This is a genomic window from Brucella sp. TWI559, assembly GCF_039674265.1.
GTDB classification, from domain to species: Bacteria; Pseudomonadota; Alphaproteobacteria; order Rhizobiales; family Rhizobiaceae; genus Brucella; species Brucella chromiisoli.
This window is the reverse complement of record NZ_JBDJNE010000008.1, coordinates 63,189-87,201: the sequence shown is the minus strand read 5'-3', so window position 1 is coordinate 87,201 and position 24,013 is coordinate 63,189. Positions and strand designations below refer to the sequence as shown.

Sequence of the window (24,013 nt, the reverse complement as noted above, 5' to 3'; positions counted from 1 at the left end):
GTCATTTTTGTATGTGCTGCCCGATAGCTTGGCGGCATGATCGACAAAGATAAAATCCGTCACCGACACTGGTCTTTAAAGGTAAGCCGCATCAACCCGGAAACGGGTGCTGCTGCCGATACCTACGGCGCTATCGTCACCGCCATTGACGATCTCAATCAGTCGATTGCCAATATCATCATGACGCCAAAGCGCTCTGTTCCGACCGAACCGGAAAAAGGCTGCGATGTGGAAGGTGCTATCGACAAACATCCCGACATCGGCATTCCGCTGCTAACCCGCGAAATCTGGGACGCGATTACGATCTGGGAGCCGCGCATTGTGGTTGAGAAGGTCGAAGTGCTTCTGGCGCAGTTTTCGCATTTCAAGACACAGGTGTTCTGGCGTCCGGTCGAAAGCGTGATTGCTGATCAATATATGACGGAGGTGCAGTATAATGCCTGATCCCGTCAAAAGGACGCTGACACAGCTTCGCGCCAATGGTGCGCCAGACTTTTTTGAGCGCGATCCATCCAAGCTTAAAGCGCTCTTCAAACAGGCTTTTGAGGAGGTTTCAGGCCGCACACTTTATCCAGCACAAACGGAAATGTTTCTGATTGAAGTCGCCAGTTACGCGCTTTCGATCCTGCATGAGGCGGCACAGACCGCAACGCTTCAGAACACTGCCGTCTTTGCCGATGGCATTCATCTTGAAAACCGTGGCTCCAACGTCTCGACCTTCAAGCTTCTTGCACAGCCTGCAACAACCGATATTCGATTTGAACTGACACAGGTTCGTCTGATCGACGTTGCGGTTCCGAAAGGCACCCGTGTGGCATCCGGTACGGCGGTTATCTTTGCTACCGATGCTGATCTGATCATTCCGGCCGGAATGACGGCTGGCGTGGTTCGCGCATCGGCGCAGACACCCGGTGCGGCCTTCAATGGCCTTGGCGTGGGCGCGGTTTCTGATCTGCTCGATCCGGTTGCCTATGTTTCCGGCGCTCGCAATGTCACCACGATCACGGGTGGCACCGATGACGAGGAACTGGAGCGTTTCCGCCTTCGCGTGGTGAATGCGCTGTTCACGATTGCCAAGACCGGCCCGCGTAATGGCTATCGCGAGCATGTCATGGCCGTTGACCCTGAAATCGTCGATGTTGCTCCCATCCGCCCGGAGCCGGGCTACATCCATATCTATCCGCTCATGAAAACAGGTGGCCCAAGTGTCGCGCTGAAGGATGCGGTGCTTGCTTATCTTGATCCAGACACGCTTCGCGCCATGGGGGATTATGTCACCGTCCATGATCCTGTCCGCGTGGGTTTCAGCTTCACCTTGACCATTCGGTCGCTGGAAGCGATTGCCGGTTTGGAAGATTTGGTGCGGGCAACGGCGGAAGCCGCCTTTTATCCGTGGTCGCAGGAGCTTGGCGCACAGGTTGCACCTTCGGTCATCGTCGCAGCCGTCAAGGCGCTTTTCGGCGTGTCCGATGTTGCAATAACGGGCTTGGCCTTCACCGATCTGCCGGAAACGCACTATGCGGGACTGGATGCGCTGACAATCGTTCTGGAGGTCCGGGCGAATGTCTGATCCGTTCATCCCGCTTGAGCTTGTCCCTCCCGGCGTCAATGACCGGCGTTCCCGAGATTTCGTTAATGCGTTAAGCGCGGTTTTGGCTGACTTCAAGCCATCGGCTTTGATGATTCAGGATGCAGCGACGGTTCCGGCATCACTCCTGCCGACCATGATTGTTGAAGCTGGTCTGTCCGAGTTCGTATCGGCCAATATGCGTGAGGACTTGCTTCGCTCACTCATCAGCCATGCGCCGGAAATCCATGCCCGCACCGGCACGGTGCGCGGTGTCAAGCTGGCGTTAGAAGCAATCGGTATTTCGGCGCGCTGGACACAATGGTGGCAGGAAGAGCCGAAGGCGCATCACAATACACACAAGATCGTGCTGTTTTTGTCAGACACAGTCATCAACGGCCATGCGCCGCTTGATCTTGCCAATCAGCGGGCGGCGGCTCGTGTCATCAATGCAACCAAGCGCTGGAGCCAAGACATTGCGATCCAGTACGGCTTGCGCGGTATCTCTAACGTCTATGCCGGTGCCGCATCGCGGCGTGGTCGCACCGTGCGCATCAACGCGCCACAGCTTGGCTCGGACGATTTCATCATTCCATCCTATGCGGGAACCGGCGCACGCGCCGTTCGTGAAATCCGCATCAACGCTTTATCCACTTCCGGGGTCTGACTATGGCGCAGAACTATTTTTCTATTGTCACCAATAAGGGCCGCAACAAGCTGGCTCTGAGTGCTGCCGGTGGTGCAGCGGTGACAATCACGCATTTTGCAATTGGTGATGGCAATGGTGCTGAGGTCAATCCGACTGCGGCCAGCACCGCACTCGTTAGAGAAGTCTGGCGAACGCCGGTCGAGAGCGTTGTGATCGATCCGCTCAACCCGTCTGCCGTGCTGGTTACATCCATAATCCCGACCACTGTTGGCGGCTGGTGGATGCGCGAGTTTGGCATTTTCGATGTGGACGGCGATATGGTCGCGGTCGCCAAGCCAGTTTCGCAATACAAGCCGACTGCCTTGGAAGGCCAGCTCGAAGATATCCGATACGAGTTCCAGATCATCATTGGTGAAACCGCCAATGTTACGATGCTGGTCGATCCTTCTGTCTTGCTGGCGAGCCGTGCATGGGTTGAAAGCCGCAAAGTGCCGGTCGCGCAGCTTTCCCTAACGCCGTGGGTGCCGGTCAAGTCCATGACGGTCACTGCGCCGCCTGCCAATCCGGCAGCTTGGGACACTTATATCATTCCTGCGGGTGCTACCGGCGCATGGACCGGACATGCAAAGAAACTGGCCGAGTGGAACGGGCAGGCATGGAATATCACAGTTCCGAAAGACGGCCACGGCATCGGATTGCCGGATGGACGTGTGTTCATCCGCATTGGTGGTGTTTATGTTGAATGGCTTGCCAGCCGTGATTGGGTCAGCTCCCGCAAGACACCTATCGGGCAGCTCAATAGTCTGCCTTGGCTTCCAGTCAAGAGCATTACGCTCACGGCTCCGCCAGAAAATCCCGCTGAAGGTGATCTCTATATTGTCGCTGCTGGTGCAACGGGTGCATGGGTTGGAAAGAACGGTCAGGTAGCAGAATGGTCTGCGGGGGCTTGGACCTTTGCGTTTCCCGCAGACGGTCACGGTGTAAGTTTGCCGGATGGCCGCGTTTTTGAGCGCGTAAACGGTTCATATGTCGAAAAGGTCGCTTTAGACGTTCAGTCTGGCAAGTGGAACTATACAGAAGCTGCTGGGTCAGCAAATGCTATAACGATTAATCTTAATCCAGTTCTTCCGTCCTATTCAGCCGGTCTATCTGTTGCAGTGAAAATCACTTCGACAAACACGGCTGGTGCGACACTCAAGATTGGCTCGCTTGCTGCGCTTCCTATCGTTCATGATGACGGAAGTGCATTGAGTGCCGGTGATTTACTTGCTGGTACTATCGCCACTCTTGTCTGTGATGGAACGCGATTCATTTTCGCTAATGCACAGCGTGGTCGCCTGATTGGTGTGCAAAAATTCGCTGGGATCGGCGCGTGGACATACACACCAACACCGGGAACGCAATCTGTTGTCGTTGAAGTGCAAGGCGGCGGTGGCGCTGGCGGCGGCACAAGGGAAACCGGCGCGGGAAATGTATCAGTCGGGTCGGGCGGAGCATCTGGGGGCTACGCTCGCAGCCGAATTACCAGCGGCTTTGCTGGCGTCACGGTGACCGTCGGTGCGGGAGGTAGTCCGGTCAACGGCGGCAATGGCGGAAATGGCGGTGCCTCCTCCTTTGGCAGCTTGCTTTCGGCCAGTGGCGGTGGCGGCGGTGCGACTGCTGGCCCAACGGGTGCGCCTTGGCTTACGGGCGGAGGATGGCCGGGCAATGGAACCGGCGGCAACATCGAAAATTCTCCCGGCGCTCCCGGTGGTGTGTCTTTGTCGCTAACGACAGGAGCCGCAAACTTTGGCGCTCCCGGAGCTTCATCTCGTTTTAGTGGCGGCGGTTCACCTCGTTCTGGCGGCGGTGCCGGTGTTGATGCCACAGGTTTTGGTGGAGGTGGTGGCGGAACGGCAAGTGGACAAAACTGGGCGGCTCTTCCGGGCGGCGCTGGGGCAGCAGGGATAGTGATCATCTTGGAGTATGCATAATGTGGGCCAGTATTGTTGAAAATGTTGTCATTGAACTCACCGACATCGATCCCAAAGGCCGTTTTCATGAATCTTTCGTTTGGGTGAAATGCCCCAACAACGTCCGTCAGGGCTGGCAATATGACGGCAAGAATTTCAATGCTCCGGCTGGTGAAGCCGTGCCGTCCCTTGCTTCCGTCAAGGAAGCTTTGAAGGTGTCGGTTGATGCTGCCGCTGAAATTGAACGCCTGCAATACATCACGCCCGGGACTGGTCAGGCGATGACCTATCAGCAGAAGGTGGCTGAGGCGCAGGCACTCAAGGCTGCAAGCAATCCGCAAGCATCAGACTATCCAATCCTGTCATCGGAAGTTGGCATTACAGCGGAAACGCTTGGCGAGGTTGCCGACATTGTACTCGCTGCTTTTGCACAGTGGCAGCAAATCGGCGCAATGATCGAGAGCATCCGTCTCGGTGCCAAGCGCGACATCGATGCGGCGGAAGATGAAGTCGCAGCCCGCGCCATTGTTGATGCCATCATCTGGCCGTCCGCACAGGTGCAGGCATGAAAGGCTCAATGTCCACTTAAGACTTGTTTGAACAAGCCTTTCACATGCTGTATCGCTTCAGTTGATCATAGGAGTGAAAAATGAAGCCAAAAGTGAACACCTTAATCGTGGACCTTGATAACACGCTTTATGACTGGTTTCACATTTGGCAATCGTCTTTTTTACCCGTTTACGAAGGGCTACGTGACCGGATCAGCGTTGATTCAGCTGAATTGGAAAAGAGCATTCGCGAGATACATAGAAGCCGCCGAACTTCGGAATATACGTTTCTGGTAGATGAACTGAAGCTGGATACGCCCGATGGAAGCAGTTTGAGGGATTTTCTTGCGCAAGAAATCCAATTATCGAAGATTGAAAGGGACCGGTCCCTTCGTCTTTATCCGACAGTTCTCAAAACCTTATGGCAAATTAAGAACCGCGGTGCGCGCATCATCGCCTACACAGAATCATTGTCATTCTATAGCGGCTACAGGCTGAAGAAACTCGGCTTAGACGGCGTGATTGATTATCTCTATTGCCCCAAAGATCACGACCTACCAGCTGGTGTAGGCGTTTCACAAATTCGCAGCCTGCCAGATGAGTTTTACGAACTCCAAATTACGGAAATTCGTCACACCGCACCGAATGAGCTAAAGCCAAACGCAAGGCTGTTGCGGGAGATTATAACCGATCTCAAGGCCAAGCCAGATGAGTGCGTGTACGTTGGCGACAGTCTCTTTAAAGATGTGGCAATGGCCCAAGATGCGGGGGTCCATGATGTATTTGCCGAATATGGTGTTTCGCAATCCCATTCAGGTTACGAACTCTTGCGCAAAGTTTCTCATTGGACTGACGAGGATATTGAAAGAGAAAAACGGACGACTTCGCGGACTGTTGTGCCGTCAACGTCAATCGACTTTTTTGGCGAGATATTGCAAAAATTTGACTTTGTTAGCCCTGAGGCCAGTGTGGCAGAATTAAACGCAACACAGATGATCGACATATGGAAAAAGTCGGTTGATGTTCAGCAGCACTTTAATCAGATCGAAATGCAGATTCGCAATTTTGCTCTGACCGTTACAGGTGCAATGATGGCAGCTGCTGGAATTACCTTTCGTGATGGCCTTGCGGTTCAGGTGTTCGGTTTAGATGTTAGTTTATCAGTTGCAATTGCGATCATTGCGCTAACTATCTGGGCAGGGTTTTGGTTTATGGACCGCCATTGGTATCATCGACTGCTGAAGGGGGCCGTCGATCATGCAACGAAGATCGAGACTAAATTTGGAAAGAGTATCCCGGAAATAGCTTTAGGCTCTTCAATCAGCGCTAGCAGCCCGGTGAAGGTGCTTTGCTGGGAACTGAAATCGAACGGCAAAATTAATCTGTTTTACGGTATAGGCGGCGTCATCATTTTGCTGTTTTGTGCGTTCGCGTGGTTTGCATCACCAGTACCGGCAACTTCGAAGCAAGTCGTAAACGAAGTTGTTCCGAACGCATCAAGTTCGGTTCAAGAACCTAAGATCAACGATTGAGAAAAACATTGTTCGGCGTTAGCAATTTTATCTTTTTGTCCAGAAGCTAACGCCCGTCTGTCCAGAAGCTGCCGCCGCGCCACATACAGCGCGCGATATTCCGGCACGCACGACAATTGGCAGCGGATTAACTGGCTTTGCGCGTCTGCGCGTGCCTTCTGGGCCAGTGAGACCGGGCAATTATGATTTTGCATTCCATGCCTATTTTGCCGGCATTGGAGCGAATGGCTTTTTTCTTGGAACTCCGAAAATTGCAGATGTTTTGGAACCGAAGGGGCTTAAGGCGACGATTGCAACAGAAATTGCCAGATTGCGTGTCCATGTTTCCGAGAGGATTGCGGAGGTGCTTTCAGGGGAAGATGGCAGTGTTGCTGCCGCACTGATCGCAGGCGAGCGGGCAGGGATCAGTGATGAAACCAACAATGATCTGCGCAAGGCGGGGCTTGCGCATATTCTGTCAATTTCTGGTCTGCATATGGTGCTGGCAGCCGGTGTGGTCATGATGTCTCTTCGTGCATTATTCGCGCTTTTTCCCGCATTCAGCGCACGTTATGCTGTCAAGAAATATGCTGCATTTCTCTCGCTTTTGAGTTGCACTTTTTATCTCGCTATGTCGGGCGCAGATGTTGCGGCACAGCGCAGCTACTTGATGATTGTTGTCATGCTTTGTGCGCTGTTGGCTGATCGTGCGGCGATCAGTATGCGAAATCTGGCTATTGCGGCCGTGGCGATGATTGCCATTTCTCCGCATGAAATTCTGGGGCCGAGCTTTCAGATGTCGTTTTCGGCGACTGCGGGGCTGATTGCTGCATTTGCCTGGTGGAGCGACCGAAAAATGCGCAAGCAATCGGCAGGTAATAATCTGCGCTCATCACCCCGTGGAACGATGAAAAAAATACTTTTTCCGACATTTGCGACGGGGGCGACATCCATTGTTGCCGGTGTAGCGAGCGGTATATTTGCGGCCTATCATTTTAACAACACGGCGCCCTTTGGACTTGTTGGAAACGTGCTGGCGCTGCCAGTCATTTCAATACTTGTGATGCCGTTTGCAGTGTTAAGCTTGATATTGATGCCGTTGCAACTTGATTGGCTGCCATTGCAGGTCATGGGATTTGGCATCTTGCTGGTGAGATATATTGCGAGCTTTGTGGCCAGCTTTTCACCCGATGGTAATCCGGGTGTCATGCCGGTGATGACGCTGATCCTGTGGACTGTCGCGCTTGTCATATCCGTCACATTCACCACAAGATTGCGATTGTTGGCATTGCCTTTCGTTATGGCAGGTCTTGTGGTGTTTATGCGCTCGCCCATGCCCGATATCCTCATTAGCGAGGACGCGAAATTCGTGGCGGTACGATTGCGCGATGGGAGTTTCGCAGTCAATCGCAGCAGACCTCCGCAATTTACGGCGCAGAACTGGCAGACGGCCTATCTGATTGATGATTTTATCCCACCGCAGAGTGCGATGAAACGAAGTGCTGGCGCGCGCGAGGATGGCTTTATCTGTGAGGATGGGCTTTGCACCCTGTCACTTCGGGACGGGCGCATATTTGCCTATACCGCTCAGGAAGAGATGCACGAGATTGCCTGTAATGTCGGTGACGTTGTGGTTCTGGCGATTGCAGGCAAAGAGTTAAGCTGCACGCGTTCGTCTACGCTGGTGATTGGCCGACAGGAACTGGCCTTGAAAGGAACGCTCGAAATAAGGCTGGGAGAGGAAATGCAGCGCCATCAGGCGGTTTCTCCTGATCCAGCGGTCCGCGACGATCATCAGATTTATCGCTTTAGCGTTGCGGAGCAGCGCAAGGATGCAGCCTATGCCGATTATTTAAATTTTTCAGTCGGTGCGCCAACGCGCCCCTGGCAGCTTCATCGTCTCTATTCGCGTGCCGCACGCGGTCAGCCTGAGCGCGAATATAAGAAGAGAGCGAAAGGGTTTACTATCGGGGTGGAAACAGAAGAAACGCTCTAAAGGACTCTATTAAAAGCATGCTCCCATCGATCCTTGTTTTGATCCGACAGGACTTATGCCTTCCGTCTATGCAGAGAATTTCCCGTTTTGATTGAATTATGGGAAATGCTCTATCTGTTTGTTTTTACGCATTTTGCCAGCAATAATCGATAGAAAAGAGGCTGTCGGCCTCTCCTTTCCCGAACGATTTTTAGTACCGTCGTATCAGACCGATCAGCTTGCCCTGTACGCGGACCCGGTCAGGTCCGAAAATGCGTGTTTCATAAGCCGGGTTGGCGGCTTCCAGCGCAATCGATGCGCCCTTACGGCGGAACCGCTTCAGTGTCGCTTCTTCATCATCGACGAGAGCCACGATGATTTCGCCCGGGCTGGCGGTATCGCCACGCTTGATGATGACCGTATCACCATCAAAAATACCGGCTTCAATCATCGAATCGCCTTTGACCTCGAGCGCGTAATGCTCACCTGCACCAAGCATTTCGGGTGGAAGGCTGATGGAATGTGTCTGATTTTGAATGGCCGAAATTGGTACACCGGCTGCGATGCGGCCCATCATGGGAATGGAGACCATCGCCGATGCATCACTATTGGCTGAAACCGGGACGGTGCGCGCTGCTGAAGGCGCAGGAGGAGCTTTGCCGAGGCTGCCCTCAATAACGCTGGGCGCGAATTTCTTCTGCGCGTTCAGACCGGGGGCTATCGAATCGGGCAGGCGCAACACTTCAAGCGCGCGGGCACGGTTTGGCAGCCTGCGAATGAAGCCACGTTCTTCAAGGGCGGTAATCAGCCGATGAATGCCCGATTTGGATGCCAGATCGAGCGCCTCTTTCATCTCATCGAAAGAGGGGGGAATGCCTGTTTCTTTCATACGTTCATGAATGAACAGCAGGAGCTCGTGCTGTTTACGGGTCAACATGCGCATACCCTCCGGACCAGAATCAAATAAAAACATAACCAGAACAAACACTATATGTTCCAGTCTTGTTCCGCAATGGTTTTAAAATTATTAATATGGGCCGACCCTATTGGATTTTACTATAGCATCATTATCGTGCAAGCATCACCCGCTGCGGCCGCGGGTGCATTTTCTTCTCTGATCAAAAGGGCATCGGAAGCCACCAGCGCTGACAGCATTGAGGAATCCTGAAGTGGATACGGCGTCGCGGTGAGTGTGCCATCCGCCGCCTGTTCAACCGTTGCGCGGACATAATCACGACGATGATCGTTCGCATTCATTGGCTTGCCAAGACGTGCCGGGCGGAAATCCGCGGTCAAATGACGCCCTGATAGTTTCGCGATCAGCGGACGCAGAAATACCAAACTGCAAACGAGGCTTGAAACCGGGTTGCCCGGCAGACCGATGACGTGAACGGTTTTGCCGGATACAGTTTTGTGTCCATACATCAGTGGCTTGCCGGGACGCATGGCGATTTTCCAGAAGTCGAGATCGACACCACAATTTTTCAACGCGCTGTGCACAAAATCGCGATCACCAACCGATGCGCCGCCGATGGTCACGAGAATGTCGACACCATCATCGAGAACCTGACTGATTGCGGATTCGATCTTTGCGGGGTCGTCGCTGATAATGCCCATATCTTCAGGTTTTCTACCTGTACGACGCACGATTTCAGCAACGCCAATGCTGTTGGAGGCGACGATCTGGTCGGCACCGGGAATCGCGCCCGGAGGAACGAGTTCATCCCCTGTGGCCAGAATGGCAATGCGCGGCTGCTTGAAAACAGAAATCATGGCATTGCCGCTGGCAGCGGTAAGCGAAAGGGCCGGGGCATCAAGTTCTCGCCCACTTGGCAGAATAGTGTCACCAGGCGCAAAATCGAGGCCCGCATGACGGATGTGACGGCCTTTGGCCAATCCCTGACGGATTGTGAGCTTGCCGCCGGATCGTTCCGTGTCTTCCTGAATAACGATACTATCAGCGCCTACCGGCATCGGCGCGCCGGTGAAGATGCGGACCGCTTCGCCTTGTTTCAGTTGGCCTTCGAAGCGTTTTCCGGCGGCTGATTCGCCGATGATACTGAATTCAAGAGGATAGTTGATGTTTTGTGGGGCCATCAATGCATAGCCATCCATGGCCGAGCAATCGAAGGGCGGCTGTTTCAGCTTGGCTTGAACAGGTTCTGCAACAACACGTCCGCCTGCTTCAGAAAGAGAGAGCGTCTCTGTGCCATGCGGCTCTGCATTATTGAGAATACGTACAAGGGCCTCATCGATTGGAAGCAGGGACATGCGTTTTCCTCTCGTCAGAAAAATCAGGCTTTCCAGTCACCTGACTTGCCACCGCTCTTTGCCGAAACGCGAATGTTGGTAATTTCCATGTGGCGATCAACGGCCTTCGCCATATCATAGATGGTCAGGCAAGTGACTGATACGGCAGTCAGCGCTTCCATCTCGACGCCGGTTCGGCCTTTTAGTTTCGCAGTCGCAGAGATGCGAAGGCCGGGAAGTGACAGATCCGGTTCAATGTCTACTGACACCTTTGTCAGCATCAATGGGTGGCAAAGTGGAATGAGATCAGCGGTCTTCTTCGCGGCCATAATGCCTGCAAGACGGGCAGTGCCGATAACGTCGCCTTTTGCGGCATTGTCTTCCAGAATAAGCGCCAGAGTTTCCGGCTTCATTCTCACCGCACCTTCGGCGGTGGCCACGCGTTCAGTTTCAGCCTTGTCGCCGACATCGACCATATGGGCGGCGCCTGTCTGGTCGATATGGGTGAGCTTGGCAGACATGGTTCACACCCTACCGGTCAGAAGTTCACGGGTGGCTGATGCCACATCTTCTTTACGCATCAGGCTTTCGCCGATCAGGAATGTGCCGATATTCGATTTTTCGAGACGCAGGCAGTCGTCATGGGTGAAGATGCCGCTTTCGCCCACCAGAAGGCGGTCCGAAGGCACCATCTTTGCGAGGCGTTCGGAGACTGCGAGATCGACTTCAAATGTGCGCAGATTGCGATTGTTTACGCCAACGAGGCGCGATGAAAGTTTCAGCGCACGTTCCATTTCTTCCTCGTCATGCACTTCAATCAGTGCATCCATGCCGAGGTCAAAAGCAGTTTCTTCCAGCGCTTTTGCAAGGTCATCATCGACGCTTGCCATAATGATAAGAATGCAATCTGCGCCCCAGCTGCGCGCCTCATAGACCTGATAGGTATCGAAGAGGAAATCTTTGCGCAGGGCGGGCAGCGAGCATGCATTGCGCGCTGCAATCAGAAATTCAGGCGCGCCCTGAAAAGAGGGCGTATCTGTGAGAACAGAAAGGCAGGCAGCACCACCATCTTCATAAGCTTTTGCCAATACCGGTGGGTCAAAATCCGGACGGATAAGGCCTTTTGACGGGCTTGCCTTCTTGATTTCGGCAATGAGTGCGAATTGGTCGGCAGCGCGCTTGGATTCCAGTGCTCTTAGAAAGCCGCGCGTTGCGGGCTGATCTTTGGCCTGTGCCGTTACTTCTTGGAGCGGAAGGCGAGCCTTGGCAGCAGCGATTTCTTCGCGCTTATAGGCTTCGATTTTCCGCAGAATGTCAGTGGACATGTTTTTTCTTCTCCGTCAAAGCGGCTTGTCATGAGACACAGCGATAACTTTTTGCAGCACTTCAAGCGCTGAACCGCTGTCGATTGATTGCGCGGCGAGGGTGATGCCTTCCATGAGGTCGTTTGCTTTGCCTGCAATCACCAGTGCTGCGGCAGAATTCAACAGCACGATGTCACGATAAGCATTTTTCGCGCACTCAAGTACGTCAAGCAGGGCTTTGGCATTCACTTCGGCATCGCCCCCTTTAAGCTCGGACATGTCCACGCGACGCAGGCCGACTTCTTCAGGAGTGATCTCAAAAGTGCGAATGTTTCCGTTTTCGAGTGCCGCGATCTTTGTTGTGCCAGCCGTGGTCATTTCATCAAGGCCATCGCCATAGACAACCCATGCCGTTTCAGAGCCAAGCTCTTTAAGCACTTCTGCCAGCGGTTCGACCCATTCAGCGGAAAAGACGCCAACCAGTTGCCGCTTAACGCTTGCCGGGTTTGAAAGTGGTCCAAGCAGATTGAAAATTGTTCTCGTGCCGAGTTCGACACGTGACGGTCCGACATGACGCATTGCTGAATGATGCATCGGTGCAAACATGAAGCCGAGACCAGCTTCATCAATGCTGCGCGCAATGGTATTGGCATCAGCTTCGATATTCACGCCCAAAGCAGCCAAAGCATCGGCTGCACCAGAGCGGGATGAGAGGGCGCGGTTGCCATGTTTTGCAACCGGAACACCTGCGCCCGCTACAACAAAAGCGGAGCAGCTGGAGACATTATAAGAACCAGACTGGTCACCGCCGGTGCCAACGATGTCAACCGCGTCAGCAGAAGCGCTTACCGGCAGCATACGTGAGCGCATGGATGAAACAGCACCTGCAATTTCAGGTACGGTTTCGCCACGCACACGCAACGCCATCAGGAAACCACCAATCTGCGACGGTGTCGCCTGACCGGACATCATGATGTCAAAGGCTGCCTTGGAATCCTCAAACGACAGTGGGGTGCCTAAGGCAGCCTTGGCGATATAGGGTTTTAAGTCAGCCATGATTTATGTCCGTTGCCTATCAGAGTGCCAGAAGATCAGAATGCCAGCGCGCGGTTGATCGCTGCTTGATTGATCTTCACTGGGTATTGCTTCTGCAATTCACCAACCAGTTGCTCAAGAACATCGTCGGTCAGTGCGTTTGCCAGATATTGCTGTTGTTGCGCAGGAATTGCTTCCGGGCCTGCTGCGGTTGGTTCGGTGACTTCGATAACCTTGAAAAGGATTTGTCCGTCGTTTGAAACCGCGCCAGCGGTGCCCGTGTGGTTAAGTGGTCCACGGAAGACCTGAGCGGTTGCAGCCGAACCAAAATCCGCATCGTTCGTATTGCGGGTAATGCCGCGCTTGGTCTGCTTTTCAAGCCCAAGCTCTGCTGCAATCGCATCGAGAGTTTCTCCACCATCAAGGCGCTTCTTCAGCTCTGCCATGCGGTCGTTAAGGCGCTTTACAGCTTCTTCGCCTTTCCATTCAGCGATAACCTTGTCTTTGACTTCATCAAGGGTGCGATCACGGGCAGGGGTGATGCCATCGACCTGATACCAGAGGTAACCCGTGTTTCCCAATGTCAGCGCATCATTATCAAAGCCCTGATCCGCCTGAAACGCCGCTGAAATAAGGGCTTGCGAATTTGGCAGATCAACGCTTTTGCCGGTCGGATCGTTGCCTTCTGCATCAACCGCGTCAACCGTTACAGATTTGAGATTGAGTGCTTTGGCAACGTCAGCCATGCTGCCGCCTTCCGAACGCTGCTGCTCATAAGCATCATGAATGCCGTTGATGCTGCTGATTGCGATATTGGTCGCAACTGTATCGCGAATTTCTTTTTCGACGTCTGACAGCGCCTTTACATTTGCCGGATTAACCTTCGTAACGCGCAGAATAACAGGACCAAATGCGCCCTTGACCACATCAGTTACGCCACCTTCCGGCAACGCAAAAGCCGCATCTGCGATAACCGCATCAGGAAGTGCCGTTTTCTCGAAAGTTCCCAAAACCAGATCAGCTTCGCTCTTTCCCTGTTCCTTGCCGATATCGACAAAGCTGGTACCGGCAGCGATTTTTTCATGCGCTGCTTTCGCCGCAGCTTCATCGGCAAAATTCAGCTGTTCGATGGTGCGGGTCTCATTGGTGCTGAAGCGGCTTTTGTTCTTCTCATAATATTCTTTGATTTCATCCTGCGTGACGGCGGATGCATCAGCAATATCGGAAGGTTCAAGCTTCACATAGGTGATCTTGCGGTATTCCGGTGCCTTATATTCAGCCTTGTGCTCATCAAAATATGCTTTGACGGCTTCGTCTGACGGTGCAGGAATGGCGTCAGCTTTCTCAGCCGGAACAGTAATATAATCAGCACTGCGGCTCTCGCCCTGATACAGCGCCAGTGCCTTCAGCATGGTGTTTGGCATTTTCAGGCCATCTGTTGATGCTTCAACGATCTGCTGGCGGCGCGCAACCTTTGCGCGGTTATCAAGATAATCCTGCGGGCGGATGTTGGACTGGCGCAGCACAGCATCAAACTGCGCACGGCTGAAATTTCCACTTGCATCTTTAAAGGAAGGATCTTCAGCGGTGAGGCGTGCGATACCGTCCTTGGAGAGGCCAAGCTGCATGTTACGGGCCTGCTCGTCGAGCACGACGCCGGCTGCAAGCTGCGCCAGAACCTGCTGGTCCACGCCAAGCTGCTGAGCTTGTTCCCGGGTCAGACGCTGACGGAACTGTTGCGAGAGCCGCATGAGTTGCTGCTCGTAAGCAAAGCGATAGTCGGACGTGCTTACAGAAGAGTCGCCTGCGCTGATCGCTTCATCAACCTGAAGCTCGCCATTGAACGCATCTGCAATACCCCAGACTGCAAAGCTTAAAACGAGCAAACCGAGAAGAAGCTTAGCAACCCATGATCTGGCGGCATCACGCATACTGTCGAGCATTGGAAACCCTTTAAGAACAAAATAAAGCCTGGCGAAAGATAAAAAGCCGTCACAGGGGATAACCTCAAGCCAGCCCCAGATGCAAGTTCTGATTAGGTTTTGAGCACTAAGAACATTGCAATGAACGACGAATACGCTTAGTCAGTGGCAAAAATTTGCGCTGCTGTAAGGCTATTGAGCAGTTCAACGTCATTAAAGGCGAGGAGAATGACATGACTCCGGGAATCCGCCCGCTGGTTGCTGGCAATTGGAAAATGAACGGTACGGGAGAATCTCTGACAGAACTCCGCGCAATTGCGGCCGGTTTGAGTTCAGATCTTGGCCGTAAGCTTGATGCTGTCATTTGTGTTCCTGCGACATTGTTGTCGCGCGCTGCTGACACGTTGGAAGGCGAAACGGTTGCACTGGGCGGACAGGATTGCCATCAGAAAACCTCCGGTGCGCATACAGGGGATGTTTCGGCGCTGATGTTGAAAGAAGCGGGCGCAAGTCATGTTATCCTTGGTCACTCCGAGCGTCGGACTGATCACCGTGAAGCGAATGAACTGGTTCGCAGCAAAGCAGAAGCCGCATGGAGTGCGGGGCTCGTCGCTATTGTCTGTGTCGGTGAAACGGCAGATCAGCGCAAAGCAGATCAAACCCTTGAAGTGATTGGCAGCCAGTTGGCAGTTTCACTCCCCGATGGTGTTCATGCTGAAAACACGATCATTGCTTATGAGCCAGTATGGGCGATCGGTACAGGACACACGCCAACCGTGCAGGATGTCCGCACAGCACACGCATTTATGCGCGAAAAGCTCATTGAACGTTTTGGTGCGAATGGCGCACATTTGCGTTTGCTTTATGGTGGTTCGGTCAAGCCGGGCAATGCGCCGGAATTGCTGGGCGTCGCTGATGTGGATGGCGCGCTTGTCGGTGGTGCGAGCTTGAAAGCTTCGGACTTCCTAGCCATATGCGAAGCCTATCGTAATTTGTAAGGCGTGCAACACAATCTATTGAGGATGTAGGGCTTGGATTATCACGCAATAGCGTGTAAAGAGCCGCTCTATCTATTTGTATCACAGCGCTGCGGGGTTGTTTCCCGTGGCTGCATTAGTTCAGAGATATAAAGACCTAACCTATGCAGACCATTGTCATTGTCATTCATCTGTTGATCGTTCTGGCGCTTGTTGGCGTTGTGCTCATCCAGCGTTCCGAAGGCGGTGGCCTTGGCATCGGCGGTGGTTCGGGCTTTATGACAGCGCGCGGCGCGGCCAATGCCCTGACCCGCACAACCGCTATTCTGGCGATTGGCTTTTTTGCGACTTCCCTCGCTCTGGGCATTATGGCTCGTTACGGTGAGCGTCCGACTGATATTCTTGATCGTATTCCTGCAACGGGAACGCAGACTCAGCCCGCAGGCGGAACGAATACAGGCGGCGGCATTCTGAATCAGCTTGGCGGCGAATCTTCGCAGACCAATGAGACACAAACGCCTGCGCCTGCGCAGCCTGAAACCACACAGCCACAGGCTCCACAGGTTCCAAATTCGCAGTAAGCGGTTTGAAATATAAAAATTTGAAAGCCGGTCCGTCAGGGCCGGCTTTTTTTATTGGATAAGATGCGCGCAGTTAGAATGCACATTCCGAAAGTGTTGCAAGCAGGCAATAGAGTGCTCTGAATCGTGATGAACTCACGATGCTGTTAATTGAGTAGTGACGCTCTTTACAGTATGCAGGGCTAAAGCCTGGGCGCGATAGTGCGGCAGGCACTCTCCGCATTGCTTGGGTTTTCGGGAACAGATCATGTCTTCACGTTTTATTTTAATGGCGGGCATTGCAAGCCTTTGCATTGGATTTGCCACTCCGGGCTTTGCAGCTGGTGCTGCCGGCGCTGAAGCCGAGCTTGATGCTGCTGCGGCAGGCAATGTTCAGCAGGTTGCAATGGCCAGCGATACCAAAGCAAAGCCTGCAAAGAATAAAAAGAAAAGCGCTTCGAATGCTGGTGCTGCCAAGAAGGTAGGGCTGAATCGCTATAATGTTGATCCGCGTTATAAGGCGCAGACCGTATCATTCTCCGGTTATGAGCCGGGTACGATCGTTATCGACCCTTCGAAGTATTTTCTTTATCTCGTCGAGAGCTCAGGCACTGCGCGCCGCTATGGCATTGCTGTGGGTAAAGTCGGTCTTGAGTTTAAGGGAACCGCAACTGTTAACGCCAAGCGCGAATGGCCACGCTGGATTCCCACCAAGGAAATGATCGAGCGTAATCCTTCGCAATATGGCCGTTACAAGAATGGCATGGATGGTGGTCCGGGCAATCCGCTTGGTTCGCGCGCGATGTACCTGTTTCAGGGTAACAAGGATACCTATATCCGTATCCACGGCACAACGCAGCCATGGACCATCGGTAGCCCGGCTTCAAACGGTTGCTTCCGCATGACCAATGAAGATGTCATGGATCTTTATGATCGAGTCGGGATGGGCGCAAAAGTCGTCGTTCTCTGATATCGGTTTAAAATACCCGAAAGGCCGGGAATTTCCCGGCCTTTTTTCGTGCGCGTGTAACATTGAATGCTACATCGTGTGAGAAGAATTGAGCTTGGTGAAAGCATCCGGTTTTCCCATATGGGAGGCCGATCGGATGTGATTTTGATGGAAAAAGCGCTGGTCGCACTTTTTTTAGTGGCGGAATCAGCAAGAAGGGTCTAACGACATAAGCCCATGGCGCGATATGTATTCATCACAGGCGGCGTGGTTTCTTCCCTCGGAAAAGGCATTGCCGCAGCAGCATTGGCTGCACTCCTTCAGGCACGTGGTTACCGCGTGCGTATCCGTAAACTCGACCCTTATCTGAACGTCGATCCCGGCACGATGTCGCCTTACCAGCATGGTGAGGTGTTTGTGACTGACGATGGTGCGGAAACAGATCTTGATCTGGGTCATTACGAGCGGTTTACCGGTCGTCCCGCCAATCAGCGGGATAACATTACCACCGGTCGCATTTACCGCAATATCATCGAAAAGGAACGCCGCGGCGATTATCTCGGTGCGACGGTTCAGGTCATTCCTCACGTCACGGATGAAATCAAAAACTTCATTCTCGAAGGCAATGACGATTATGATTTCGTGCTGTGCGAAATCGGCGGCACGGTTGGCGATATTGAAGCCATGCCGTTCCTTGAAGCCATTCGTCAGCTTGGCAACGAACTGCCGCGTGGCAGCGCGGTCTATATCCACCTGACCTTGATGCCGTATATTCCAGCGGCAGGTGAACTCAAGACCAAGCCGACGCAGCATTCGGTCAAGGAACTGCGTTCGATCGGTATTGCGCCGGATATTCTTCTGGTGCGTGCGGATCGTGAGATTCCGGCTTCTGAACGCCGCAAGCTGTCGCTGTTCTGTAATGTGCGTGAAAGCGCGGTTATTCAGGCGCTCGACGTCTCGACCATTTATGATGTGCCGATTGCTTATCATAAGGAAGGTCTCGACAATGAAGTGCTGGCGGCATTCGGCATCGAACCGGCTCCTAAGCCACGTATGGAACGCTGGGAAGAAATTTCCCATCTTCTGCACAATCCTGAAGGCGAAGTGACTATTGCCGTGGTCGGCAAATATACCGAACTCAAGGATGCTTATAAGTCGCTGATCGAAGCGCTTCAGCATGGCGGCATTGCCAATAAGGTGAAGGTCAATCTCGACTGGATCGAAGCGGAAGTCTTTGAAAGCGAAGACCCATCGCCGTACCTTGAAAAAGTCCACGGCATTCTGGTGCCGGGTGGCTTTGGTGAGCGTGGTGCGGAAGGCAAGATCCTTGCTGCCAAATTTGCACGCGAGCACAAGGTCCCTTATTTTGGTATTTGCTTCGGTATGCAGATGGCATGTCTCGAAGCTGCGCGTAACCTTGCAGGAATCGAAGATGCGTCTTCGACTGAGTTTGGCCCGACCAAGGAACCTGTTGTTGGTCTGATGACTGAGTGGCTCAAGGGCAATATGCTTGAAAAGCGCACGAAGTCTGGTGATCTTGGCGGCACGATGCGTCTTGGCGCATATGATTCCACACTCAAGGCTGGAACGCGTATTGCCGAAATCTACGGTACAACCGAAATTTCCGAACGTCATCGTCACCGCTATGAAGTGAATGTTGACTATAAGGACCGTCTGGAAGCAAGCGGTCTGGTCTTCTCAGGCATGTCGCCAGATGGTGTTCTCCCGGAAACGGTTGAATATGCGGATCATCCTTGGTTCATCGGCGTTCAGTACCATCCGGAACTGAAGTCACGTCCGTTTGAGCCGCATCCACTCTTTTCCTCTTTCATCGCAGCCGCGATGGAACAGGGAAGACTGGTTTAAAGCTTTTGCGCCCCTTCGGGGGCGCATTTCATTTGTGCGTCTTGTTTTTGTAAGATTTGCACGCCAGATAAGTGCCTTTCAGGCATCTGTAATTGAAGGTTCCAAATCATGATGACCGCTAATCCTACTGTCAAAATCGGCAATGTTACGTTCTCCAACACTGCGCCACTCGCTTTGATAGCCGGGCCTTGCCAGATGGAAAGTCGTGAACATGCCTTCGATATGGCCGGACGTTTGGTGGAGATTACCCAAAAGCTCGGCATGGGGCTCGTTTATAAGTCGAGCTTCGATAAAGCGAACCGCACGTCGCTCAGCGCGCAGCGCGGTATTGGTCTGGAAAAGGCGCTCGAAGTTTTTGCCGATCTCAAGAAAGAGTTCTGTTTTCCCGTTTTGACTGACATCCACACCGAAGAGCAATGCGCGACTGTTGCTGAAGTTGTCGATGTTCTACAGATTCCAGCGTTCCTCTGTCGCCAGACTGATCTTCTGGTTGCGGCTGCCAAGACGGGCCGCGTGATCAATGTGAAAAAGGGCCAGTTTCTGGCGCCCTGGGACATGAAGAACGTGCTCGCCAAGATCACCGAGAATGGCAATCCGAATGTGATGGCGACCGAACGCGGCGTATCTTTTGGCTATAATACGCTTGTTTCCGACATGCGCGCGCTGCCGATCATGGCTGGCTTTGGTTCACCAGTGATTTTTGACGCGACTCATTCGGTACAGCAGCCGGGTGGGCAGGGCGGCTCTTCCGGCGGTCAGCGCGAGTTTGTTCAAACACTTGCAAGTGCTGCGGTTGCAGTGGGTGTCGCGGGTGTCTTCATTGAGACACACGAGGACCCGGATCATGCGCCTTCAGACGGTCCAAATATGGTGCCGATCGATAAAATGTCCGCACTTCTCGAAAAGCTCATGGCTTTCGACAGAATTGCTAAATCGATTTAAAAATTCATCAGGAATTCACAGGCGGGGGATTTTCCTCCGCCTTTTAATTCTGTAATGAAGTCTCACATCGAATTTCTTCAATGTGCCTCGAACGAAACGAGGCTATCTACAGGGAAGGACTTGCCCCTATGACTGCAATCATCGACATCGTTGGTCGCGAAATCCTCGACAGCCGTGGTAACCCGACCGTCGAAGTAGACGTCGTACTCGAAGATGGTGCTTTTGGCCGCGCAGCGGTGCCATCAGGCGCATCGACAGGCGCACACGAAGCCGTTGAACTGCGTGACGGTGGCAGCCGTTATCTTGGCAAGGGTGTCGAAAAGGCTGTTGAAGCCGTCAATGGTAAGATTTTCGACGCTGTTGCTGGTATTGACGCTGAAAATCAGCTGCTGGTTGATCAGACGCTGATTGATCTTGATGGTTCGCCAAACAAGGGCAATCTGGGTGCAAACGCAATTCTCGGCGTTTCGCTTGCCGTTGCCAAGGCTGCTGCACAGTCAACAGGCCTGCCGCTTTATCGTTATGTTGGTGGTGCCAACGCCCATGTCCTGCCTGTTCCGATGATGAACATCATCAATGGCGGTGCACATGCTGACAATCCAATCGACTTTCAGGAATTCATGATCCTGCCGGTTGGCGCTCCATCGCTTCGCGAAGCTGTTCGTTATGGTGCGGAAGTTTTCCACACGCTCAAGAAGCGTCTGAAAGATGCCGGCCACAACACCAATGTTGGTGATGAAGGTGGTTTTGCTCCAAATCTGTTGAGTGCAGAAGCTGCTCTCGATTTCGTGGTTGAGTCGATTGAAAAGGCTGGCTTCAAGCCGGGGGAAGATATTGCTATCGGTCTCGATTGTGCTGCGACCGAATTCTTCAAGGACGGCAACTACGTCTATGAAGGTGAAAACAAGACCCGCGATCCAAAGGCTCAGGCAGAATATCTTGCCAAGCTTGCTGCCGATTATCCAATCGTATCGATTGAAGACGGTATGGCAGAAGACGACTGGGAAGGCTGGAAATACCTCACCGACCTGATCGGTAAGAAGTGCCAGTTGGTTGGTGACGATCTTTTCGTAACCAACTCGGCACGTCTGCGTGATGGTATCAAGATGGGCGTTGCCAACTCGATCCTCGTGAAGGTCAACCAGATCGGTTCGCTGAGCGAAACGCTGGATGCTGTCGAAACCGCGCACAAGGCCGGTTACACCTCGGTTATGTCGCACCGTTCGGGTGAAACAGAAGATTCGACCATCGCTGATCTTGCCGTCGCAACCAACTGCGGTCAGATCAAGACTGGTTCGCTGGCGCGTTCCGATCGTACTGCAAAGTATAATCAGCTCATCCGCATCGAAGAAGAACTTGGCAAGCAGGCGCGCTATGCAGGCCGTAGCGCACTGAAGTTCCTCTAAGGATCTCTCTTTAATAAAAAAACGGCGGCTTATGTGCCGCCGTTTTTGTTTGTCCTGTCCTTAGGCCTCTTCTTTGTGGAGCATCATCACCACCACAGCCATCATGCAGGGAAGACAATAGAGCAGGGCACCCAATTGCGTGTTGAGCGGGTTTTCCTTGGCTTGCCATGCCATAAACCAATCACCCGCAACGACCATAAAGCCAAGGCCCCAAACTGCGATTGCGCACAAAGCTCCCAGCATCGCCCATGCTTTGCCTCTGGCGAAAGCTGCATAGTCTTTACCGAGGTTTGTTCCCATCTTGAGAACGCCGATCGTTGCCAGAATTCCTGCAAGTGTTTCCATTGCGGTAATACCGGCAAGGCCAACATAGGGTGCCCAACCGGCGGTAATCGAGCGCCAGGTCAGAGCCGGATTTCCATAAGTGTCGGCCATAGATAAGAGCGGCGCAACGGCATTCTGAGCAGTGCCCGAAAAATCGGCGGTGTTGTTCAGAAAGCTGAATAAACCCCATAAGGCGGGGAACAGAGCCATGATGATGCATGCAAGGCGCTTTACCAATTTTTCGGTTACCATTTTTTCTTCCTATATCTGAGTATAAAATAACAATTATTCTATATTTGTTTTTAATTGTTAAAATATCACTCTTATCATTTAAGTTAAAGATATTTGCCTTATTTAATTCCCTATGTCGATTTTCGATTTCTTAAATTCTGATAAAATATATTGGCAATTTATGATTAATATTTAAGTTGTGTCTTACTTAAGGTGATGATTTAATGTCAGCGTTAAACTGAATTGGATTGATGTCGAATTGTGGTGGCCGTGCTTGCACGCTGAAGCCGCCCCTTTGAAAAAATGCACCTGGATGGCTCGTCATCCTTTGGATGGTAAAGCTCTGTTAAGCAAAATAATGCTTCATGGTGGAAATCGGATAGACGGCTTTAATTCAGAATCAAAACCGTCGTGAGCGTCCGGGAAGGAAGCCGAAATGTGGACCAAGCAGAAACGTAAATCTATTCGCGGCCGATTTGTGCTGCCCGTTTTGACGGCTGCGTTTCTGAGCTATTTCGGTTTTCACGCCTATCACGGCGAATTTGGTCTCTATTCTCGTATTCAGCTCGAACAACAGAAAAGCCTTCTGACGCAGCAGCTTGAAAAGGTGACTGCCGATAGAGCTGCGCTTGAAAAGCGAGTCACGCTTCTTCGTGATGGGACGATTGAAAAGGACATGCTTGACGAGCAGGCACGCAGAGCGCTTAATCTCTCCCACGCTGATGAAATGACAATTATCATTTCTCGGGAAGATCGATCAAATTAACTGAAATCCAGTTAATTGTCTTTTTGTGATATGTTTTTAAGGGCTTGGCGGCATAGCAGCTATGCTCTACGTGCATATTGTATCTTGTAAATTGCCCGTATAACGTCACAATAGAACGACAATCGTAGAGCGCCGCGCGTCCTTTGTGTGCGTGAAAGGGCTCTGATAATTTGAATCGACGCATGTTGCTTTCAAAATCGATGCTGGTTTTGGGTGCATGCTATAGGGAGCGAGATATGGCACCGAAGGCTAATAAAGCGTCGGCTGGAAAATCGCAGGCGTCTTTTGGGAATGTTCCCAAGACACCAGCACCGGCTGATTTCAATAAAGAGCAGGAACTGAACGCCTACCGCGAAATGCTGTTGATTCGCCGTTTCGAAGAAAAGGCCGGTCAGCTTTACGGTATGGGTTTCATTGGTGGCTTCTGTCACCTTTATATTGGTCAGGAAGCTGTCGTCGTCGGTATGCAGACAGCACTTAAGGAAGGTGATCAGATTATCACCTCCTATCGTGACCATGGTCATATGCTGGCAACTGGCATGGAAGCGCGTGGCGTTATGGCAGAGCTCACCGGCCGCCGTGGGGGTTACTCCAAGGGCAAGGGCGGCTCCATGCACATGTTCTCCAAGGAAAAGGGCTTTTACGGCGGCCACGGTATCGTTGGTGCTCAGGTTCCTCTTGGAACAGGTCTTGCCTTTGCGAATAAGTATCGCGGCAATGACAATATCTCGGTTACCTATTTCGGTGATGGCGCTGCCAATCAGGGCCAGGTCTATGAAGCCTTCAACATGGCATCGCTGTGGAAGCTTCCGGTGATCTACGTGATCGAAAACAACCGCTATGCAATGGGTACGTCAGTTTCGCGTTCATCCGCTGAAACGGATTTCTCAAAGCGCGGTGTTTCGTTCAACGTTCCGGGCATCAAGGTTGATGGCATGGATGTTCGCGCCGTTGCTGCTGCTGCGGAAGCGGCCGCTGAATGGGCACGTGCTGGCAAGGGCCCGCTGATCCTTGAAATGGAAACCTATCGTTATCGCGGTCACTCAATGTCCGATCCTGCGAAGTATCGCTCGAAGGATGAAGTGCAGAAGATGCGTTCCGAGCACGATCCGATTGAACAGGTTAAACAGCGCCTGATCGAAAAGAACTGGGCCACTGAAGAAGAGCTGAAAGAAATCGACAAGGAAGTCCGCGACATCGTGGCTGATTCTGCCGAATTCGCTCAAAACGATCCAGAGCCGGATGTTTCCGAGCTCTACACGGATATTCTGCTCTAGTT

Annotated in this window: 21 protein-coding genes and 1 pseudogene; 15 read left to right on the top strand and 7 right to left on the bottom strand. The window is 52.6% G+C overall.

Features of this window, described 5'->3' with window-relative positions; all coding sequences use genetic code 11:
- The first annotated feature begins 36 nt into the window (after positions 1-36).
- From ABE530_RS11825 to ABE530_RS11795, 7 genes and pseudogenes are all read left to right on the top strand, one after another.
- Positions 37-444, top strand: coding sequence for a GPW/gp25 family protein (locus tag ABE530_RS11825; RefSeq protein ID WP_499694638.1), 408 nt, complete (start codon positions 37-39; stop codon positions 442-444).
- The gene (locus ABE530_RS11820) at positions 437-1,570 is read left to right on the top strand and encodes a baseplate J/gp47 family protein (protein ID WP_499694637.1); all 1,134 of its coding nucleotides are present in this window, start codon (positions 437-439) and stop codon (positions 1,568-1,570) included. The genes ABE530_RS11825 and ABE530_RS11820 overlap by 8 nt, the downstream gene beginning before the upstream one ends.
- On the top strand, positions 1,563-2,234 hold the full coding sequence (locus tag ABE530_RS11815; protein WP_499694636.1) for a phage tail protein I: 672 nt from the start codon (positions 1,563-1,565) through the stop codon (positions 2,232-2,234). Before ABE530_RS11820 ends, ABE530_RS11815 begins: the two co-directional genes overlap by 8 nt.
- A 2-nt stretch (positions 2,235-2,236) precedes the next feature.
- Positions 2,237-4,189 carry a phage tail-collar fiber domain-containing protein gene (locus ABE530_RS11810; protein ID WP_499694635.1) on the top strand — a complete coding sequence of 651 codons (1,953 nt, stop codon included), beginning with the start codon at positions 2,237-2,239 and terminating at the stop codon, positions 4,187-4,189.
- Complete coding sequence (locus tag ABE530_RS11805) at positions 4,189-4,737, top strand: hypothetical protein (protein WP_499694634.1); 549 nt, start codon at positions 4,189-4,191, stop codon at positions 4,735-4,737. Before ABE530_RS11810 ends, ABE530_RS11805 begins: the two co-directional genes overlap by 1 nt.
- 80 nt (positions 4,738-4,817) lie before the next feature.
- A complete protein-coding gene (locus tag ABE530_RS11800) occupies positions 4,818-6,248 on the top strand; it encodes an HAD family hydrolase (RefSeq protein WP_499694633.1) in 1,431 nt (476 codons plus the stop codon).
- 85 nt (positions 6,249-6,333) lie between these two features.
- A pseudogene (locus ABE530_RS11795) lies at positions 6,334-8,178 on the top strand (ComEC/Rec2 family competence protein); the annotation flags it as partial.
- A 235-nt stretch (positions 8,179-8,413) separates the two neighbouring features.
- Here ABE530_RS11795 and lexA read toward each other — a convergent pair.
- The 6 genes from lexA to ABE530_RS11765 all read right to left on the bottom strand — a co-directional run bounded on the left by lexA (position 8,414) and on the right by ABE530_RS11765 (position 14,734).
- Complete coding sequence (gene lexA / locus ABE530_RS11790) at positions 8,414-9,139, bottom strand: transcriptional repressor LexA (RefSeq protein ID WP_499694632.1); 726 nt, start codon at positions 9,137-9,139, stop codon at positions 8,414-8,416.
- 119 nt (positions 9,140-9,258) lie between these two features.
- Positions 9,259-10,473, bottom strand: a complete 1,215-nt coding sequence (locus ABE530_RS11785; protein ID WP_499694631.1) for a molybdopterin molybdotransferase MoeA — start codon at positions 10,471-10,473, stop codon at positions 9,259-9,261.
- Positions 10,474-10,496: 23 nt separating this feature from the next.
- Positions 10,497-10,973, bottom strand: a complete 477-nt coding sequence (gene moaC, locus ABE530_RS11780; RefSeq protein ID WP_499694630.1) for a cyclic pyranopterin monophosphate synthase MoaC — start codon at positions 10,971-10,973, stop codon at positions 10,497-10,499.
- Between the two features lie 3 nt (positions 10,974-10,976).
- Positions 10,977-11,777, bottom strand: coding sequence for an indole-3-glycerol phosphate synthase TrpC (gene trpC, locus ABE530_RS11775; RefSeq protein ID WP_499694629.1), 801 nt, complete (start codon positions 11,775-11,777; stop codon positions 10,977-10,979).
- Between the two features lie 15 nt (positions 11,778-11,792).
- A complete protein-coding gene (gene trpD, locus ABE530_RS11770) occupies positions 11,793-12,812 on the bottom strand; it encodes an anthranilate phosphoribosyltransferase (RefSeq protein WP_499694628.1) in 1,020 nt (339 codons plus the stop codon).
- A gap of 35 nt (positions 12,813-12,847) precedes the next feature.
- Positions 12,848-14,734: a peptidyl-prolyl cis-trans isomerase gene (locus tag ABE530_RS11765; protein ID WP_499694627.1), complete on the bottom strand. Its 1,887-nt coding sequence runs from the start codon at positions 14,732-14,734 to the stop codon at positions 12,848-12,850.
- Between the two features lie 212 nt (positions 14,735-14,946).
- On the opposite strand from ABE530_RS11765, the gene tpiA reads away from it, so the two are divergent.
- From tpiA to eno, 6 genes are all read left to right on the top strand, one after another.
- Complete coding sequence (tpiA, locus tag ABE530_RS11760; protein WP_499694626.1) at positions 14,947-15,711, top strand: triose-phosphate isomerase; 765 nt, start codon at positions 14,947-14,949, stop codon at positions 15,709-15,711.
- Positions 15,712-15,854: 143 nt separating this feature from the next.
- Positions 15,855-16,271 carry a preprotein translocase subunit SecG gene (gene secG, locus ABE530_RS11755; protein ID WP_265984627.1) on the top strand — a complete coding sequence of 139 codons (417 nt, stop codon included), beginning with the start codon at positions 15,855-15,857 and terminating at the stop codon, positions 16,269-16,271.
- A gap of 247 nt (positions 16,272-16,518) precedes the next feature.
- Positions 16,519-17,220: a L,D-transpeptidase gene (locus ABE530_RS11750; RefSeq protein ID WP_265984628.1), complete on the top strand. Its 702-nt coding sequence runs from the start codon at positions 16,519-16,521 to the stop codon at positions 17,218-17,220.
- Between the two features lie 216 nt (positions 17,221-17,436).
- On the top strand, positions 17,437-19,065 hold the full coding sequence (pyrG, locus tag ABE530_RS11745) for a CTP synthase (RefSeq protein ID WP_499694625.1): 1,629 nt from the start codon (positions 17,437-17,439) through the stop codon (positions 19,063-19,065).
- Between the two features lie 108 nt (positions 19,066-19,173).
- A complete protein-coding gene (gene kdsA, locus ABE530_RS11740; RefSeq protein WP_499694624.1) occupies positions 19,174-20,007 on the top strand; it encodes a 3-deoxy-8-phosphooctulonate synthase in 834 nt (277 codons plus the stop codon).
- Positions 20,008-20,135: 128 nt separating this feature from the next.
- Positions 20,136-21,413 carry a phosphopyruvate hydratase gene (eno, locus tag ABE530_RS11735; RefSeq protein WP_265984631.1) on the top strand — a complete coding sequence of 426 codons (1,278 nt, stop codon included), beginning with the start codon at positions 20,136-20,138 and terminating at the stop codon, positions 21,411-21,413.
- A 60-nt stretch (positions 21,414-21,473) separates the two neighbouring features.
- Here the strand turns inward: eno and ABE530_RS11730 are convergent, their stop codons facing one another.
- Positions 21,474-21,989, bottom strand: a complete 516-nt coding sequence (locus tag ABE530_RS11730) for a DUF2165 family protein (protein WP_499694623.1) — start codon at positions 21,987-21,989, stop codon at positions 21,474-21,476.
- 415 nt (positions 21,990-22,404) lie between these two features.
- Here ABE530_RS11730 and ABE530_RS11725 point away from each other — a divergent pair, with 415 nt between their 5' ends.
- Both ABE530_RS11725 and pdhA read left to right on the top strand, forming a co-directional pair.
- Positions 22,405-22,734: an FtsB family cell division protein gene (locus ABE530_RS11725; RefSeq protein WP_396997009.1), complete on the top strand. Its 330-nt coding sequence runs from the start codon at positions 22,405-22,407 to the stop codon at positions 22,732-22,734.
- A 236-nt stretch (positions 22,735-22,970) separates the two neighbouring features.
- A complete protein-coding gene (gene pdhA, locus ABE530_RS11720) occupies positions 22,971-24,011 on the top strand; it encodes a pyruvate dehydrogenase (acetyl-transferring) E1 component subunit alpha (protein ID WP_265984634.1) in 1,041 nt (346 codons plus the stop codon).
- Positions 24,012-24,013 lie beyond the last annotated feature (2 nt).

Excerpts from the sequence above, each read along its gene's own strand:
- ABE530_RS11825 (WP_499694638.1), top strand. The coding sequence starts at position 37 with ATGATCGACAAAGATAAAATCCGTCACCGACACTGGTCTTTAAAGGTA.
- ABE530_RS11820 (WP_499694637.1), top strand. The coding sequence starts at position 437 with ATGCCTGATCCCGTCAAAAGGACGCTGACACAGCTTCGCGCCAATGGT.
- ABE530_RS11815 (WP_499694636.1), top strand. The coding sequence starts at position 1,563 with ATGTCTGATCCGTTCATCCCGCTTGAGCTTGTCCCTCCCGGCGTCAAT.
- ABE530_RS11810 (WP_499694635.1), top strand. The coding sequence starts at position 2,237 with ATGGCGCAGAACTATTTTTCTATTGTCACCAATAAGGGCCGCAACAAG.
- ABE530_RS11805 (WP_499694634.1), top strand. The coding sequence starts at position 4,189 with ATGTGGGCCAGTATTGTTGAAAATGTTGTCATTGAACTCACCGACATC.
- ABE530_RS11800 (WP_499694633.1), top strand. The coding sequence starts at position 4,818 with ATGAAGCCAAAAGTGAACACCTTAATCGTGGACCTTGATAACACGCTT.
- lexA (WP_499694632.1), bottom strand. The coding sequence starts at position 9,139 with ATGTTGACCCGTAAACAGCACGAGCTCCTGCTGTTCATTCATGAACGT.
- ABE530_RS11785 (WP_499694631.1), bottom strand. The coding sequence starts at position 10,473 with ATGTCCCTGCTTCCAATCGATGAGGCCCTTGTACGTATTCTCAATAAT.
- moaC (WP_499694630.1), bottom strand. The coding sequence starts at position 10,973 with ATGTCTGCCAAGCTCACCCATATCGACCAGACAGGCGCCGCCCATATG.
- trpC (WP_499694629.1), bottom strand. The coding sequence starts at position 11,777 with ATGTCCACTGACATTCTGCGGAAAATCGAAGCCTATAAGCGCGAAGAA.
- trpD (WP_499694628.1), bottom strand. The coding sequence starts at position 12,812 with ATGGCTGACTTAAAACCCTATATCGCCAAGGCTGCCTTAGGCACCCCA.
- ABE530_RS11765 (WP_499694627.1), bottom strand. The coding sequence starts at position 14,734 with ATGCTCGACAGTATGCGTGATGCCGCCAGATCATGGGTTGCTAAGCTT.
- tpiA (WP_499694626.1), top strand. The coding sequence starts at position 14,947 with ATGACTCCGGGAATCCGCCCGCTGGTTGCTGGCAATTGGAAAATGAAC.
- secG (WP_265984627.1), top strand. The coding sequence starts at position 15,855 with ATGCAGACCATTGTCATTGTCATTCATCTGTTGATCGTTCTGGCGCTT.
- ABE530_RS11750 (WP_265984628.1), top strand. The coding sequence starts at position 16,519 with ATGTCTTCACGTTTTATTTTAATGGCGGGCATTGCAAGCCTTTGCATT.
- pyrG (WP_499694625.1), top strand. The coding sequence starts at position 17,437 with ATGGCGCGATATGTATTCATCACAGGCGGCGTGGTTTCTTCCCTCGGA.
- kdsA (WP_499694624.1), top strand. The coding sequence starts at position 19,174 with ATGATGACCGCTAATCCTACTGTCAAAATCGGCAATGTTACGTTCTCC.
- eno (WP_265984631.1), top strand. The coding sequence starts at position 20,136 with ATGACTGCAATCATCGACATCGTTGGTCGCGAAATCCTCGACAGCCGT.
- ABE530_RS11730 (WP_499694623.1), bottom strand. The coding sequence starts at position 21,989 with ATGGTAACCGAAAAATTGGTAAAGCGCCTTGCATGCATCATCATGGCT.
- ABE530_RS11725 (WP_396997009.1), top strand. The coding sequence starts at position 22,405 with ATGTGGACCAAGCAGAAACGTAAATCTATTCGCGGCCGATTTGTGCTG.
- pdhA (WP_265984634.1), top strand. The coding sequence starts at position 22,971 with ATGGCACCGAAGGCTAATAAAGCGTCGGCTGGAAAATCGCAGGCGTCT.